The sequence below is a fragment of the Bradyrhizobium sp. PRIMUS42 genome (genome assembly GCF_023006515.1).
In the GTDB taxonomy this organism is placed as follows: Bacteria; Pseudomonadota; Alphaproteobacteria; order Rhizobiales; family Xanthobacteraceae; genus Bradyrhizobium.
Genome location: NZ_JALBGZ010000008.1, coordinates 1 through 16,610 on the forward strand (window position 1 = coordinate 1; position 16,610 = coordinate 16,610).

Below are 16,610 nucleotides of genomic sequence, written 5' to 3' on the forward strand. Positions count from 1 at the left end.
GTAGACGATCGGCGCGCCGCACATGTGGGTGACGCCATGCTGCCTGATCAGCTCGAAGATTCTGGTCGGCTCGACCTTGCGCAGGCAGACGTTGATGCCGGCTGACGCCGCAATGGTCCAGGGAAAGCACCAGCCGTTGCAGTGGAACATCGGCAGCGTCCAGAGATAGACCGGATGCTGGCCGAGATTGCCGGCGAGGATATTGCTGACGGCATTGAGATAGGCGCCGCGATGATGGGTCACGACGCCCTTGGGATTGCCTGTCGTGCCTGAGGTGTAGCTCAGCGCGATGGCGTCCCATTCGTCGCTCGGCGTGATCGCCGTGAAGCCTGGATCGCCTTGCGCGACCGCCGCTTCGTATTCGATCTCGCCGATGCGCTCGCCGCCCTTGAACGAGGCGTCGTCGACGTCGACCACCAGCGGCTTGGGCCCCGTCATCTGCGCCAGCGCGTCGGTGATGACGCCTGAAAACTCGGGATCGACCAGAATGATCTTCGCGCCGCCATGATCAAGCTGGAACGCGATCGAGGGCGCATCGAGACGGATGTTCAGCGCGTTGAGCACGGCGCCCGTCATGGGCACGGCGAAATGCGCCTCGTTCATCGCCGGGATGTTCGGCAGCATCGCCGCAACGGTGTCGCCGACGCCGATGCCCTTGCGCGCGAGCCAGGACGCAAAACGCTTGCAGCGCTCATAGGTCTCAGCCCACGTGAAGCTGCGCCCCTCATAGACCGTGCTGACATGATCGGGATAGACGGCGGCGCTGCGCGCGAGGAAGCTCAGCGGGCTCAGCGGCACGTAGTTGGCTGGGTTCTTGTCAAGGCCGACGTCGTAAGGGTTCTGCACGGTTTTCCCTATTGCATACGAACCGGTTTGATAGGGCAGATCGCCCGCAAAATGGCAGCCGTCATAACATCACGGTGGGATCGGTTGAATCGGTCAACTGACGTATTGCGTAGGGCATGTGGGCAAGAAAGCATGGAGATGCGATGGCCCCGGTCCATCCAGAGCGACCGGCAGGTCCGGACAGCGATCGCAAATGTCTGAACAAGCCTCTGGGCTTTAAAGCCACGGGCGGTACTTTTGGGGAAATTGCGTATGGACAAAGCCGCTTCCGAGTCATCCTGCTCTTGCGCGTCGAAAAGCGAGCAAGTGGATGAGGTGCGCCATCCTCTGGATCCTTTGACCGCAGCAGAGATTCGTACAGTTGTGGAGGTAGTCCGTAGCCATCCCCAGTACGGCCGAGATTTCCTGTTCGAAACTATCGAGTTACTCGAACCTGAAAAGTCAGTCGTCCGTCAATACAAGAGCGGGAATCCAATCCCGAGAGCAGCGCGCGTCAATCTTTTCAAAGTCAAGGAGGACGGCATCTGGCGTCTCACGGTGTCGCTGACGGATGAGAAGGTGCTCTCATCGAGGCATCTCCCGATTGCCAAGCCAATGATCCAACTCGAGCAGTTTACCGCTATCGAAGATGCCGTGCGCGCAGACCACCGGTTCATTGCTGCCTGTAAGCAGCGTGGCATCGACGACATGTCGCTTGTTTGCATCGATCCCTGGTCGGCTGGAAATTTCGGCATTCCGGGGGAGGACGGTCGCTATTTGGCTCACGTTTTCGCGTGGGTGCGTCTACGAGAGAACGACAATCTCTACGCGCACCCTATCGGTGGACTCAACGCGGTTGTGGATATCAAGACCTACGAAATCATCCGCGTTGATGATCATGAGATCATTCCGATCCCAGCCGCCGAGGTGAATTATGAAGCGGAGTTTATCAAGAACCCGCGAGCTCCGTATAAGCCGCTCAACATCGTGCAGCCTGAAGGGGTGTCATTTAAGCTCGACGGGCATCGGCTGACTTGGGATCGCTGGTCAGTTTTGGTTGGATTCAATTCCCGCGAAGGTCTGACCTTGCACGATATCAGTTGCGACGGCCGACCAATCGCCCATCGCGCGTCCTTGGTCGAAATGGTCGTGCCGTATGGGACGACCGACAAAGGGCATTTCCGCAAGAACGTCTTTGACATCGGCGAGTACGGGATCGGCAAGCTGGCCAATTCACTGAAGCTCGGCTGCGATTGTCTTGGTGCGATCGAATATCTCGACGCTCACCTCACGAACATGGATGGCAGCGTCACAACAATCGAAAATGCCATCTGCATCCATGAGGAAGATGCGGGATTGCTCTGGAAGCACTGGGATTTCCGGTCCAATAACGTCGAGTCGCGCCGGGCGCGCAGGCTGGTTATTTCGTGCATCGCGACGGTCGCCAACTACGAATATGGCCTGTTCTGGTACTTCCATACGGACGGCTCGATCCAGTTCGAGCTCAAGGCGACCGGCATCATCAACACAGCCGCCTGCCATCCAGGCCAGCCCGGCAAATACGGCAAGGAGGTCGCCCCCGGCGTTGTCGGTCATATCCACCAGCATATATTCTGTGCTCGCCTGGACATGAACATCGATGGTGACGACAACAGTGTCGTCGAGCTCAACACGCGGGCCGATCCGTGGGGACCGGACAATGCCTATGGCAACGGCTTCTACGAGGAGGAGACGGTTCTCAAGACCGAGCTTGGCGGGTGCCGCCAGGTGAACCCGGCCACGCATCGTGCCTGGAAGGTTGTAAACCCCAATCGCAAGAATTGGGTCGGCATGCCGACGGGCTATAAGCTCGAGGCCAGCCATCCAGTGACGCCATTCATCCATCAGGAGTCGCCGTCGGGCAGGCGGTCGAATTTCATCAAGAACCAGTTGTGGGTGACGGCGTTCGATCCCGAAGAGCGATATCCGGCTGGCGAACACATGAATCATTCGGACGGCAGTGGTGGCGTCGCCGATTTCGTCGCGAAAAACCGGAATATCGAGAACACCGATATCGTGCTCTGGCACGTCTTCGGTCTTCACCATCAAGTCCGTCCCGAAGATTTTCCCGTTCAACCCTGCATCTTCACCGGCTTCAAGCTGATGCCCAGCGGCTTTTTCGATCGCAATCCCGGCATCGATCTCGCGCCCGACAGGAACGCCGCGAGTTGTCATGCGCAGGCCGCCGAGTAGGGCACGGCTCGCCGCCGGACCCGTTGCATCGCAGTTCGTCCGACCGGCATCGTGGGCCGGTCGCCTCTCCTCGGTTGGACGGGCAACGCACTCCAGGTCGATGGCCCCTGCGATTGTCGCTTTCGCGATCTTTGCAGGCTCGGCCGCGCGCGTCCTCCCTGCGTTACTGGCCGTCCCCATCCAGCGAGACATGGGATGGCAAAGCTTCGACGTCGCTTGGCCAATTACGCTCGGCATCGCAGTCTCCGCATGCGCATCGCCGTTCGCGGCGCATGGCCTCGAACGATGGGGCATTCGATCGCCGCTGGTCGCCAGTCTGGTTCTCCTTGCGCTATCGCTTGCATCGACGACGCGCGCGACGTCGCCATGGCACCTCGCGGTGGCTTGGGGGCTTGGCGTTGGTTTCAGTGGCTCCCTGAGTGCCTCCCTTCTGGGTGCGATGATCGGGTGTCGTGGCGGTGCGGCGCATTGCGGCACACGCTTCGGCCTCCTGGCGTCGATGCAGTTGCTGGGATCGGCGGCGGGACTGCTGCTGGCATCGCGCGCGGTCGATGCGCTCGATTGGTTCTTCGTGTTTCAGGCTGCTGCTGTCGGCGTGCTGGCCACGGCCTTCGCAGTCGCTCTTGTCCCAGTATCCGGACGAGGAGCCACTCCACAAGATCTTAAGCCCAACCGATACGCAAAGGCGAAGAACTGGCGGTTCTGGGCCCTCGCCGCGATCTTCTGCATCTGTGGCGCCTCGACATCCGGCTTGATCGACGGCCGGCTCGGAATGCTCTGCATGGGCGCGGGTCTCAGCCTCTCATCCAGCGCCGACGTATTGGCCATCGTTGTGGTCGGCGGTGCGATCGGAAGCATGGTCAGCGGATATCTGGCGGATCGTTATCCCGCGCAAACGCTGCTGGCGGTCTACTTCGTGGTCCGCGCGCTTCTCTTGCTCTGGCTTCCATTCACCGGCTTCAGCCTTGTCGAATTAGCCCGATTCGGCGCGCTCTATGGCCTCGATGCGGCACTGACGTTCCCTGCGCTCGTCAGGCTGATGTCCGAAAATCTCGGCAGGCACCGCGTCGGCGGAGCGATGGGTTGGATGACGGTAGCTCACCTGGCAGGGGCCACCATTACCTCTGCTGGGGTCGGAGCCCTTGGCCTCGCAGTCTATGCGGTCGGATTTGCCTGCGTTGGCCTTGCCTGCCTCGTGGCCGCGGGGCTCGTGCTGCTTCTGAAGGACGCGCCCACGCAAGACGCGCCTTCCGGTTGACGTCGTCGCGGCCGGTCAATGGCCGGCGAGGTTCCGAGATCGTCGGGAAGGGGACTCCGCCAGCAGCAGTCCTTCGGACACCGCAAGTGCCGCCAGTCGCGTGCGCGAGTCGCAGCTCATCTTTGCGAGGATGTGCTCGATATGCGTGGAGACCGTGCGGGGCGACACGAAGAGTTGCTCGGCGATGTTGGGATTTGAAGCGCCGCTGGTCACGAGATGCAGGATCTGAATCTCCCGGAGCGAGAGATTATACGGCCAGCGAATGCATTGCTCAGTGATGAGGAGGATATTTCCGCGGCAGGGGGTGACCGTGACCTGGTGGCAGCGGCCGGCCTCGTCCGGCCAGACAAACCGTTGAGCTCTGGCGGACTTCGCCTTCTCCAGCACGAGCCGGCGAAGCTCTCCGCCCTCGCCGAGATGTGGCCCCGGACTGCGATTGGGGAGGTGAAATGCAAAGCCGTTCGGCGAGACGGCGATCGCGTAGGAGCCTGGCGCCAGCTCGTCGGCCAGAAGCTGTGGCGTCCTGAGCTGATCGCAGATGTTCAGCAGAATCGGGCGGAAGCGCTCCGTCATCTCGCGGTGCTCGTCCTTTGCGTGCGCTTCTTTGGACCAGCTCATGTGGATTGCCCCGATGTAGCGGCCATCCGCGACGCGCAAGCACATCGTCGAGCCTTCCTTGAATCCATCCGGGATCAGGTATTCCTGAGCGGTGAACGTGTCCGGCAGATAGAGATTCCAGTTGCGCTTGAAGTCTCGCCAGCGCATCGAGTGCGTGTCCTTCTCGCGCGCGATGGCGTAGGCCGGGCACGAGTTAGGGAATCCGTCGAGCACGTAGGACATTGTTCTGTCCGTGTACCCGTCGGCGGCCAGAGTGCGATGGGTTCGAGAACTCGGATCCATCGCGACCAGCGCGATCGCCTCGCTCCTCACGAACTCGCGTAACAAACGGGTCACCTGCGTCGCCTGATCGATGATCTGATCATTCAGGGCTGCCGCCGGTGTGTCGAGCCGTAGGGTTGCTGAAATCGTATGGTCGATCGCTGCCGATTTCACGGTGAGCCTCCAGCTCGTGAAAGATCTTGCCGACGGTTCGTGATCGAATCTTCTTCTTGGCCGCTAACAGTCCGTTAGCCCGGCGGTATTGCGGAGACCTCCGCGGTCCAAGAGCAAGGACCGCGCCAACCAATCGAGATGTCACATCGCGACAGTGGCCATTCGCTCTGCTGATCCCGACCGTCCTGGATCGAAGTCAGCCGAGGTGAAAGCTGCAATTGCATGTTAGAGGCGATCGCTCCTTTAGTCAAAGCAGTGTCACACTTCGCCTCATTCAGGGCCAGCAATTCTGACGCAAGAGGCCTGCAGCGCTCTCGACTGATGAAAATCTGGGCTTGGCTTGCTGCGCAGCTGGCCACCCGAGCCCTGTTCGCGCCCGCACCGTAGTTCTGGATCGCTCCGCGCCGGACCGGCTCCAAAATCGGTCAGCTGACGTATTGCTGAAAATCGGCAGAAAATGGAGGCTCTGATCCATGCGGTTCGGCCGGATCCACCGTCCCAGGCTGTGGGATGCGGAACGAGGCCCGCTATCACTCGACGTCGCCTGACCGCGCCGTCTTAGCCCAACAGGAAATCCGGCCGGGTCCCCGTCGCGGTGCCGAGGACTTGCGCGCTCGATTGCAGGAGAGGTTGCTCAGATGGTTTCCCAACTCACCAGACGTTCAGTGACCGCGGGCATCGGCGCGGCCGTCGCCGCACCATTCGTTGGACGGACAGCATCTGCCGCCCAGCCGATCATTCTTGGCGTTCCTTACTGCCAAACCGCAGCTGCCGGCGTTGCGGATCATCAGGACTTTCTGAACGGTACGACGCTGGCTATGGAGGAGATCAACGCCGCTGGCGGCATCCTTGGCAGGCCGCTGAAGCTGTTCACGACGGACATGAATGTTCTGTCGCCGGAATCCTCCAAGCAGGCGCTTGCCGCCTGCGTGGACGCCAAGGTCGACGCGATCTCCTTTGCCTTTACGCTGGTCCCGTTGCCGGCAATGGACGCGACCGTGAAGTACAAATGCCCCTACATCAACGGCAACGCGCAGCGCGCCGGCACCTCTGCCGTCAAAGCGCAGCCGGATAAATACAGCCACATCTTCCAGTTCTGTCCATCCGAAGTGAACTACGGATGGAACTACGCACTCTGGCTTGAGGACGAGGAGCAGCGGGGCGTCTGGAAGCCGAAGAACCGCAAGGTTCATATCATTCAGGAGCAGATCGGCTATTGCCAAACGATATCGCGTGCCGCCCAGGAAGAGATCAAGCGGCGCGGCAAGTTCGAAGTCGCCCGGATCACCGATATCCAATATCCCGTGCAGGACTGGGCGCCGGTCATTCGCGAGATGAAGGAAGTCGATGCCGCCGCGATCATGGTTGACCATTGGGTGGCCGCTGAATACGCCGCTTTCTGCAAGCAGTTCATGGCAAGCCCGGTGCGCGACTCGCTCGTCTATCTCCAGTACGGTCCGTCGCAACCGGAATTCCTCGAGCTAGCCGGGTCGGCGGCGAACGGATTCGTCTGGGGCACGACCATGGGCATTTATGGTGACGAGAGAGGTCTCGCCTACAGGGAGAAGTACAAGAAGCGTTTCCCCGGCATCGCGGGGCTCGCCTATACCGGCATTGCGTACGATCAGACCTATTACCTCAAGAAAGCCTGGGAAGCGGTCGGCGATCCCCGAAAGTTCGGCGAGGTCTGCGACTGGATCCGGGCTAACCCGCAGCGCGGCGTTTGCGGCTACGTCGATATGGGCAACCCATATCAGGAGGCACTCCATTTCCCCGACAATGGAGGCGACGAATTGCAGGCTCGCAAGCTCGAGGCCGGCGTCGCGCAACTCTACGTCCAGATCCAGGGTGGCGCGCACAAGATCGTCTATCCCGGTCCGGTTTCGGAAACGAAGCTGATCTCCGCACCGTGGTGGAGCTAATGCTCAGACAACTCTCCCGAAACGTTACGGCTGAACAGGGCGGAAAGCCCGTCCTGTTCTCTTGCAGCGGCATCGCGCTCGATCTCGGGGGGCGCGAGATCCTCCGCGATATCAACTTGCAGGTCGAAGCCGGGGAAGTGCTGGGCATCATCGGACCGAACGGCGCGGGCAAGACCAGCCTGTTTGAAATCCTGTCCGGGCGGATGCCTCCGAAGAGTGGCTCGGTGTGGTTCAAGGGTGCGAATGTTACGGGCTTGCCGTTGTATTCCCGCTCGCGCTTGGGGATCGGCCGCACATTCCAGACGCCGGTCGTTCCTGACGAGTTGACCGTTGGCGAGACGTTCAAGGCGGCGCGCCAGGCCTATTGGCCATTCCTCACCAAATTCGATGCCGAGTATGGCGCTGACCTCGTCGGTCTGAAAATCAGCGAAGACATTTCGGCGACGCAGCTCGAGACCTTCAACCGGCGCAAATTGCTGCTGGCTTGCCTGCTGATGCGTCGGCCGTCGTTGTTGCTGCTGGATGAGCCGGCGGCGGGCCTGATCAATTCGGAAGTCGACGAGATCGACACGTTGCTGCGCATCCTCGCCAAGGAAATGAACATCGCGATCCTGATCGTCGAGCACCGCATCGAGCTCCTGGGAACGATCGCCGATCGCATTCTGGTGATGGATGCCGGGGAGGTCATCTCCGAGGGGCTGATGGACGAAGTCATGGCGGATCCGAAGGTGCACGCGGCCTACTTCGAGGATTTCAGCGAAGAGGCCGAGGGATGAATATTTCCGTAAGCAGCCATTTGCCGGGCAGTCCGGCGCGTCAGCCGCAGCGCGAGGTCCTAAACGTCAAAGGATTGTCCGCCGGCTATGGGCCGGTTCGGGTCATCCACGATCTCGATCTCGTCGTTCAGTGCGGAGAGCGGATCGGAATCGTCGGCCTGAACGGCCACGGCAAGTCGACTTTGTTCTACGCAATCGCCGGACTCACGGGCTGGCAGCGCGGCTCGATCAAGCTGAACGGCAGGGAGGTTGGTCGCACGAGGAGCCAGGGGCCAGGACGCTACACCCACGAGATCGTGCGCGCGGGATTGGCGTTGATTCCGCAAGGCGACGAGATCTTCCACGGCCTGACGGTCGAGGAGCATCTCGATTCCGGGGCCTACACTGCGGCGGCCTGGCGCGATCGTGGCGCCCGTAAGCTCCGCATCCTGGAGATATTTCCACCGTTGCGGAAGCTGATGGACGTACCCGTCGGGCGCCTGTCGGGCGGCGAACGGCGCATGGTGTCGATCGGCCGAGGCCTGATGACCGATGCGTCGCTCTTCCTTGTAGACGAGCCATCGCTAGGGCTGGCGCCCAAGATCGGCAAGAGCGTGATCAACGCGTTGATGGCGGTCGAACTCGGAAATGCCGCCATGATCATTGCGGAGCAGAACGTCGCGCTGCTGGAGGGACGGGTCGATCGTGTCATCGGGATGCACGTCGGCAAGCTCAAGGGTGAGGCCTCGGCGGCTCTCGCGTTGAACGCTTATCGAAAGGCTTAAAGCGTGGATATCTGGTTCATCGTCAGCAACACCATCATCCTTGCGTGCATCTACGGCACGCTCGCGATCGGAATTTCGATCACGTGGTCGAGCCTCGGCCTGCTCAACCTCTCCTATGGCTTCATATTCGCATTCGCTGGTTATGGCGCCTGGCTGTTCGCTCAGCATGTCTCCACCTGGGGGCCGGCAGTGCTGGCCGCGGGCATCCTCTCCGGCGCGCTCGGGGGTGTAGTCATTTGTGCGATCGGGTTCATACCGATCCACGACAAGCCGAATTTCACCATCCGGGGTCTCATTGCGACGCTCGCGATCAATCTAATCGGTACGCAATTCCTGCTCTGGTGGTTCGGTCCGCGGTCGAAGAATCTGCCGGAGATCTTCGGCAACTGGTCGGTATCCTTATCGGGCGCGGTCTTCACGGCGGATAAGATCGGGAACGTAGTGACTTCCATTCTGATATTGGCGGTCGTTCTCAGATGGATGCAATCGAGCCGCCGAGGCCTCGAAATACGAGCCATGATGATGAATCCTCATGCGGCATCCATCGTCGGCATCGGCGTTCGGCGAACCTCCTTCTACGTCATGGGCATCACCGGCGGATTGGCAGGCCTCGCGGCGGTTCTGCTCTCCCAGACCTACTACATCTCACCGTTCGGCGGGCTGATGCCGATGATCAAGGGCGTCAGCATTGCGCTTTGCGGCGGGCTTGGCAGCGTCCGTGGCGCCGTCATTGCCGCGGTCGTGCTCGGCCTTAACGAGGCGGTGACAGGCATGTCGATTGGCGGCCGCTATGTTCTCATCACCCAGTTCGTCGTGATCATCGTCATTCTCTTGGTCCGTCCGCGCGGCATCGCCGGGCTGCTCGACAAGGCGAGGGAGGCCTGAGCCATGTCCATTGATGGCGGCATCAAATGGCGCAATCCGCTCTTCGTATGGGGCGGCAAGCGCGACGTCGAAGAGCTTCCGACCATTCCGTTCCTGAGCCATCAGGAGGTCTGGGAAAATACGCACCAGTCGAGAACGGAGCTGAAGCCGGTCGGCCGCCTGCGCTATTACTACAAGTGGCCGGGGCATGGCGAAACGATGTGGAATCGACTTCGCTACTGGCCGACGCGCCGCCGGGTGCTTCGCGTGCGCGGAGATTACAATCCCAAGACGTTGCGCGCCGAGAAGACGATCGTCGACAAGCGGCCCATCTGGTGGATGTTGGGGCTTCTTGCGCTGGCGATCGCTCCTCTATTCACGCCCGGGGACCTGCAGAACACGCTGCTGACGGCGGGAGCCACGTTCGGCATTTATTCGGCCATCAGCCTGTGCTGGATGCTCATCATGGGCACTGCGGGCGTCTTTTCGCTCGCCACTTATGCAGTGGTCGGGACCGCCGCGTTCGCTACGGCTCTGCTTGCGGTCAAGTTTGCCGTGCCCTGGTGGCTGCTGCCGCCGATCGGCGCACTGGTGGGGCTCGTCTTCGGCGGGATCATCGCCCTGCCGGCCACGCGGCTCGACGGATTCTACTATGCGCTTCTCACCCTTGGGCTCAACGAGCTCTGCCGGGTCTACTTTTTGACCTCGAAGGAGTTCGGATCCGCAAATGGTGGCCTATATGGCGCGCGGACCTATATACCGGAAGACTGGTCGCAGCTCGGTCAGCTGCTGCTGGCGTATTACGCCTGCTTTGGCCTGATGCTGCTCGCGTTGTTGCTCTATCGGTTCGTCAACGGCCGCAGACTTGGACGCATTCTCCGTATGGCGCCCGAAAAGCGCGAGGCCTTCGCTGAGGCGACCGGCGTGAACTTTCGCCAGGCGCGCGTCTGGGTATTCCTCATCTCGTCGGCGGCGCTGGGCTTCATCGGCGGATTCTACACCTCGAATTTTGGCGGCGTGGCGTTCTCGATCTTCAACTTCGATACCGTCTTGCTCGGGCTCGCCATGCTGGTGATCGGCGGCGTCGGACGTGCGGAAGGCGCGGTGGTCGGTACCTTGATCGTCGTGTTCTTCGACCAGGTCCTGAACACGTGGGGGCCGGCGCGCTTCATGATCATCGGTCTCATCATGCTGCTGGTGGTGCTCTACCTGCGCAACGGCCTGTTCGGGATCAAGGCGCAGTTCCGTACGTGGCGCGACAAGAAGAAGAGCGAGCGGCGCTCGACGCGGGCGGTGAAAGGCGGCGAGATGCTGCCTGAGGAGGCGACGGAGACTGAGGACAAGAGCGTCATCTATCAGCGGCGCCACGACAAGATGACTCGCGATCATCTCAAGACGCTTGTGTCACCGGAGATCATTGAGGAGCATCGCCATTCCCTCAACGGGCAGCACAGCGAGGCGCTCGAGCGGCTGCTGATCTATTTCCGCACCCGTCCCCAGGTGGAGAAGTACGCGATCATCACCGTGGAACGCTTCGAGGCGTACCGGATCGTGGCGCTGTCCGGTCATCGCGGCGTAGCGCCGCGCGTGGTCGAGGACAGAATGTACTCGACGCCCGATGAAGCCTGCCACGGCGTTTTCATGCGGCGCGTCCAGGACCTGCTGGAGTCCTGATCGGATCACGAACGTATCCGTGTCCAACCGGCGCGGCGGATATTGGGCTTGCAAACGAGGGAGTTGGTGGTGACACCGGTCAGACTTTTTGGCTACACGGACAGGATCTCGGTCAAGCCGGGCGAGACCATCGAGTTTCATGTCAGCGCCGAGGGGACGGACATGGCTGAGGCGCAACTGGTGCGCCTGATCCATGGCGATCAAGACCCTAAGGGACCAGGCTTCGTCGAGCAGGAGGTGCCGTGCACTGCGAATGGCGGGTGGCAGGTCGAGCCGCAAGTCACACAGGTGGGATCGTTCCTCGAGGTCGAAGACCCCGAGGGGCGACTGGCCTTCACGAGCAGCTTCACCCTGTTCGCCTTCATTCACCCGACATGGCCCGCGTCCGGAAAGCGCCAAACCATTATCGGCCGATGGGACGACGACAGAGAGCAGGGCTACGGGATCGGCATCGACGAAAAGGGCTTTCTGCAGTTCTGGATCGGACGCGGTGAAGAGATCGAGAGCGTGACCGCCAACGTGCCACTGCAAGTGCAGATGTGGTATTTCGTGGCCGCGACCTTCGATGCCGAGACTCGGCATGCAACCTTGCACCAGATCGGGGTCGGCAACAGGTACAACGGCCTGTTGGGCAAGGTCGCGCTGGTGGATTACGAGTCCCGCACATCCGCGATCTTCCGGAGCAAGCCCGGCAATCTGGCCTCAACTCCATTCTTGATGGCAGGATCGCGTAGCTGCGACGCTCAGAAGCGTGCGTGCGTGTCGGAGCTATATTGGGGCAAGATCGACCGGTGCGGCGCGTTTGATCAGGCCCTGCAGGCCGCCGAGCTCGACACGATCAGGAGTGGGCTCGTCCCTGCGATGGACAGCTTGGTTGCTTACTGGGATACAAGCGCGGGGTACACCGACCGCGGCATCGGTGATCTCGTCATCGACGTCGGTCGGCACAAGTTGAATGCCCGAGGATACAACCGGCCCGTTCGCGGTCAGACCGGCTGGAATTGGGAAGGCTTCACCGATTGTTTCCGTCTTGCTCCCCACGAGTTCGGGGGGATCGAGTTTCATGCCGACGCGCTGACGGACTGCAATTGGAAGGCGACCAAGGTCGTGACCCTGCCGCGCGGTCTCAAAAGCGGCTGTTATGCCATGAGGCTGCGCTCCCGCAGGGGAAAGAGCTTGACCGAGGAGCATGTCGTCTTCTTCGTGCGCCCGGAAAGGCCGCGGGCGCGCGTTGCATTCCTGTTTCCGACGCTCACCTATCTTGCCTATGCGAACGAACGCCTAAGCTTCGATCATCCGGAACGTGAGGCTTTAACGGGTCAGCCGGCTGTGCTGTCCGATATCGACATCGAAATGTATATGCGAGCCGATCTCGGGCTATCGACATACGACATGCACGCCGACGGCGGCGGCGTGTGCTACAGCTCCTATCACCGTCCGATTATGAACATGCGGCCGAGATACCGGATTCCGAGCCTCGATGTCGCGTCAGGATTGGCTGCAGATCTATCCGTCATCGCATGGCTGGACCAGAGCGACTTCGAGTATGAGGTCCTGACCGACGAGGACCTGCATCGCGACGGGCTGGGGGCGTTGTCGCCATACGCATGCGTCATCAGCGGAACGCGCCCGGAATACTACACCGAGCGCATGCTGGATGCGACCGAGGATTATATCGCCGACGGCGGCCGTTACATCTATGCAGGCGGCAACGGTTTCAATGCGACGGCGGCAATTCGCGACGGCGAACCATGGATCATGGAGTGCCGGCGTCGCGATGACGGCTACAAGCCGTGGGTATCACGCTACGGCGAGCACTACATGGCAACAGACGGGATGCGTGGTGGTCCCTGGAAGGTGCTCGGACGGGCAACCCAGAAGCTGGTCGGGATAGGCCTGAGCAGCTCGGGCGGCGGAAGAAGCGAACCATACCGACGGATGCCGGACAGTTATCACCGCACCGTGTCCTGGATCACAGAAGGGGTCGATGGCGAGATCATCGGCGACTTCGGCCTCGCCAACAACGGCGCTGCGGGGCTCGCACTCGACTATTACGACCGCGCCCTAGGTACGCCGCCGCACACCAGGATCATCGCATCGTCGGGGGGCCACACAGACAGCTATGTCGTGAACCAGCAGCTTGTCCTTTATTCATACCTCGGTCTCTATGGATCGTATGACTGGCGCGTTCACGCCGACTTGACTTACTTCACAGCGCCCAATGGCGGAGCCGTGTTTGCATGCGGCTCGGCCGCATTCGCGCAATCGCTGCCGGTCAGCAACTTCAAAAACAGCGCATCCCGCGTGCTCACAAATGTCGTGGAAGCGTTCGTGGGGGCCGGCAGGTTGCCCGGGTTCGCCTGGGTCAATGAGGAAAAGCAGTGGGCATGAAACAGCCGTCGCAGGATGGCGTGCGGGTGCGCCCGGCCGACACGCTTCACGTCAGGCATTTGCAGTTCTGGAGAGTTGAGAATGCTGCCTCTCGAATATGACAGGTCCCAGGACCGTGACATCATCGTCCGAGATCGGTTCGACGGCTTCCGCCGCGAGTTCTTGCGGACACTCGTGACTCCCGAGTTGATCGAGGAGCACCGGCGGTCGCCGGTGGGACAGCACAGCGAACGCCTCGGGCGACTGTTGATCTATTTCCGTCAACGACCGCTCGACGAAAGATATGCGGTCAGGGCCATCGAGCCGTTTCGCCGTTATCAGGTGGTCAAGCTGTCGGGGCGTCGGGGAGTTCCACCCCGTGTCATTGATACGGCCATCTACACGTCGGCGAACGACGCCTGTCACGGCCTATTCTTGCGCTGCATCCGCGACCTTCTCGAAACCTAGAGCAACACGTTGGACAGGGCAGGGCGCCTTGTCCGGCCTTTCCGATTGGAAACTCCGCATCATGGCGCAGATCAAGATATTCGGCTACGCAGACAAGATCTCGGTGAAGCCGGGCGATACCATACAGTTTCATGTCAGTGCCGATGGCACGTCTACCGCTGAAGCCCATCTCGTGCGTCTGATCCATGGCGACGAACATCCGGATGGTCCGGGATTCATCGAGGAAGAAATCGACTGCGCCGCCAACGGCACCTGGCAAGTCGAGAAACAGTTCACGCAGGTCGGTGCCTTCCTCCAGGTGACCGACCCCGATCGCAAGCTCGCGGTCGACGGCAGCGTAACGCTGTGTGCATTCATCTGGCCAACATGGCCCGATGTCGGGCATCGGCAATGCCTGCTGGGGCGCTGGGACAATGACAGGAATCACGGCTACGGCCTCGGGATCAATCCGAGCGGAAGGCTGGAGTTCTGGATCGGTCGTGGAGGCGAGATCGACTATCTGCAGGCAGAGCTGCCCTTGCAGAAGCAGGCCTGGTATTTTGTCGCAGCCACCTTCGATGCGCGAAGCGGTCGCGCCACCCTCTACCAGGAAGGGGTCGTGAACCGCTATAACAGCCTGCTCAGCAAGGTTGCGCCGGTCGAATATCGCTCGCACGTGTCGGAGGTGTTTCGGTTCAGGCAGAACAATCTGCCCGATACGCCTTTCCTGGTGGCCGGCTCGCGCGACTGGCACGCACTGCGCGGACATTTCGTGTCACAGCTCTACTGCGGGAAGATCGATCGTTGTGGTATCTTCGATCGTCCGCTGGGGCGCGAGGAACTCGATGCGATCCGCTCGGGCGGGCGGCCCCCATCGGACGGCATGGTGGCATACTGGGACACCACGAAGGGTTACACCGACCACGGCATCGGCGACGTCGTGGTCGACATCGGACCAAATCGCCTCGATGCGATCGGCTATAACAGGCCGGTACGCGCGCAGACCGGCTACAACTGGAACGGCCGTAACGACTGTTTCCGTCTCGCCCCGCACGAATACGGTGGCGTAGAATTCCATGCCGACGCGATGATCGACAGCAACTGGAAAGTCACAAGAGCGCTCCAGTTGCCCGAAACGCTGCGCAGCGGCGCCTACGCGATGAGGGTACGCGGCGGGGACGGCAAGGGCCTGGCCGAAGAGTACATCGTCTTCTTCGTCCGGCCGCGCGTGCCGACCGGACGCATCGCTCTGCTGTTTTCCACCGCGACTTATATCGCTTATGCCAACGAGCGCTTCGCGACGGACGGCCAGATCGTGCAGCCAATGGCCGGTCAACCGCCGACGATCTCCGAGGTCGACATTGAGATCTACGAAAATCCGGAATTCGGCGGCGGTTGCTACGACTCGCATGCAGATGGTGCAGGCATCTGCTATTCGAGCTATCGCCGCCCGCTGGTGAACATGCGGCCGAAATACCGGATCTCCGCGTTCGATCTGCCTTGGAATTTCCCGGCTGATCTCTCGATCCTGGCGTGGCTCGAGCACAAGGGCTACGATTATGATGTCCTGACCGATGAAGATGTGCATCTTGAGGGTGTGGCCGCAATGGCCCCCTATGCGTGCATTCTCAATTCCACACATCCAGAATATCATTCCGAGCGAATGCTCGACGCACACGAAGATTACATCGCAGGCGGCGGACGCTTCATCTGCATGGGCGCGAACAGCTTCTGCTGCAATGTGGCATTTCGCGACGACGAGCCGTGGATCATGGAGTGCCGCAAGACCGGTGGCCACTGGATCGCCTGGGCGGCACGGCCCGGCGAGTACTACCTCGCCACGACGGGGCAGATGTGCGGAATCTGGACCGGCTTTCAGCGCTGGGGGCAGAAGCTGGTCGGTAACACGTTTGCGGGCGAGGGCTTCGCCCATAGCCAGCCCTACCGTCGAATGCCCGACAGCTACGATCCGGCGCTCGCCTGGATCACCGACGGGATCGAGGGCGAGATCATCGGTGATTTCGGCCTCGGTAATGGGGGAGCGGCGGGCATCGAGATCGACTGCTACAAGCTGGGGTTCGGCACGCCGCCCAACACGAAGATCATCGCATCCTCGGGTGGTCACCCCGACAACTACATCGCCCATGACGAGGAGGGTGCGCACGCGCATCAGGGCTTCAGCGGGACGCACAACTACATCCTGCGGGCCGACATGCTGTATTTCGAGGCGCCGAATAACGGGGCGGTGTTTGCAACCGGATCCATCGCATTCGGAAGCGCCCTCCCTATCAACGGCTTCGAGAACAACGTCTCGCAGCTCCTGAGCAATGTGGTGGACGCGTTCGTCAAGCCGGGTCCATTGCCTGGCTCGATCAAACCTAGGGAGACTACAGCGGGGCTCGAACGAGTAGCTCCGTAGGAAGGT

Annotated in this window: 12 protein-coding genes; 10 read left to right on the forward strand and 2 right to left on the reverse strand. The window is 61.1% G+C overall.

Features of this window, described 5'->3' with window-relative positions; genetic code table 11:
* The coding region (locus MOV75_RS02245) for an AMP-binding protein (RefSeq protein ID WP_246917778.1) at window positions 1–846 on the reverse strand (846 nt) is incomplete at its 3' end.
* A 252-nt stretch (window positions 847–1,098) separates the two neighbouring features.
* Here MOV75_RS02245 and MOV75_RS02250 point away from each other — a divergent pair.
* Complete coding sequence (locus MOV75_RS02250; RefSeq protein WP_246917780.1) at window positions 1,099–3,057, forward strand: primary-amine oxidase; 1,959 nt, start codon at window positions 1,099–1,101, stop codon at window positions 3,055–3,057.
* Between the two features lie 100 nt (window positions 3,058–3,157).
* Window positions 3,158–4,315: an MFS transporter gene (locus MOV75_RS02255; RefSeq protein ID WP_246917783.1), complete on the forward strand. Its 1,158-nt coding sequence runs from the start codon at window positions 3,158–3,160 to the stop codon at window positions 4,313–4,315.
* A gap of 15 nt (window positions 4,316–4,330) precedes the next feature.
* Here the strand turns inward: MOV75_RS02255 and MOV75_RS42600 are convergent, their stop codons facing one another.
* Window positions 4,331–5,368, reverse strand: a complete 1,038-nt coding sequence (locus MOV75_RS42600) for a response regulator transcription factor (protein ID WP_246917785.1) — start codon at window positions 5,366–5,368, stop codon at window positions 4,331–4,333.
* Window positions 5,369–6,006: 638 nt separating this feature from the next.
* Between MOV75_RS42600 and MOV75_RS02265 the strand changes: the two genes are divergently transcribed.
* From MOV75_RS02265 to MOV75_RS02300, 8 genes are all read left to right on the forward strand, one after another.
* Window positions 6,007–7,290 (forward strand): ABC transporter substrate-binding protein, encoded by a 1,284-nt coding sequence (locus tag MOV75_RS02265; RefSeq protein ID WP_246917787.1) that lies wholly within the window; start codon window positions 6,007–6,009, stop codon window positions 7,288–7,290.
* Window positions 7,290–8,066 carry an ABC transporter ATP-binding protein gene (locus MOV75_RS02270; RefSeq protein ID WP_258719494.1) on the forward strand — a complete coding sequence of 259 codons (777 nt, stop codon included), beginning with the start codon at window positions 7,290–7,292 and terminating at the stop codon, window positions 8,064–8,066. Before MOV75_RS02265 ends, MOV75_RS02270 begins: the two co-directional genes overlap by 1 nt.
* Window positions 8,063–8,830 (forward strand): ABC transporter ATP-binding protein, encoded by a 768-nt coding sequence (locus tag MOV75_RS02275; RefSeq protein WP_246917792.1) that lies wholly within the window; start codon window positions 8,063–8,065, stop codon window positions 8,828–8,830. Before MOV75_RS02270 ends, MOV75_RS02275 begins: the two co-directional genes overlap by 4 nt.
* A gap of 3 nt (window positions 8,831–8,833) precedes the next feature.
* Window positions 8,834–9,715 (forward strand): branched-chain amino acid ABC transporter permease, encoded by an 882-nt coding sequence (locus MOV75_RS02280; RefSeq protein ID WP_246917794.1) that lies wholly within the window; start codon window positions 8,834–8,836, stop codon window positions 9,713–9,715.
* A gap of 3 nt (window positions 9,716–9,718) precedes the next feature.
* The gene (locus MOV75_RS02285) at window positions 9,719–11,368 is read left to right on the forward strand and encodes a branched-chain amino acid ABC transporter permease (RefSeq protein ID WP_246917796.1); all 1,650 of its coding nucleotides are present in this window, start codon (window positions 9,719–9,721) and stop codon (window positions 11,366–11,368) included.
* A 69-nt stretch (window positions 11,369–11,437) separates the two neighbouring features.
* A complete protein-coding gene (locus MOV75_RS02290; RefSeq protein WP_246917799.1) occupies window positions 11,438–13,759 on the forward strand; it encodes a LamG domain-containing protein in 2,322 nt (773 codons plus the stop codon).
* An 81-nt stretch (window positions 13,760–13,840) separates the two neighbouring features.
* Window positions 13,841–14,206, forward strand: coding sequence for a hypothetical protein (locus MOV75_RS02295; protein ID WP_246917801.1), 366 nt, complete (start codon window positions 13,841–13,843; stop codon window positions 14,204–14,206).
* A gap of 61 nt (window positions 14,207–14,267) precedes the next feature.
* Window positions 14,268–16,604: a LamG domain-containing protein gene (locus MOV75_RS02300; RefSeq protein WP_246917803.1), complete on the forward strand. Its 2,337-nt coding sequence runs from the start codon at window positions 14,268–14,270 to the stop codon at window positions 16,602–16,604.
* Window positions 16,605–16,610 lie beyond the last annotated feature (6 nt).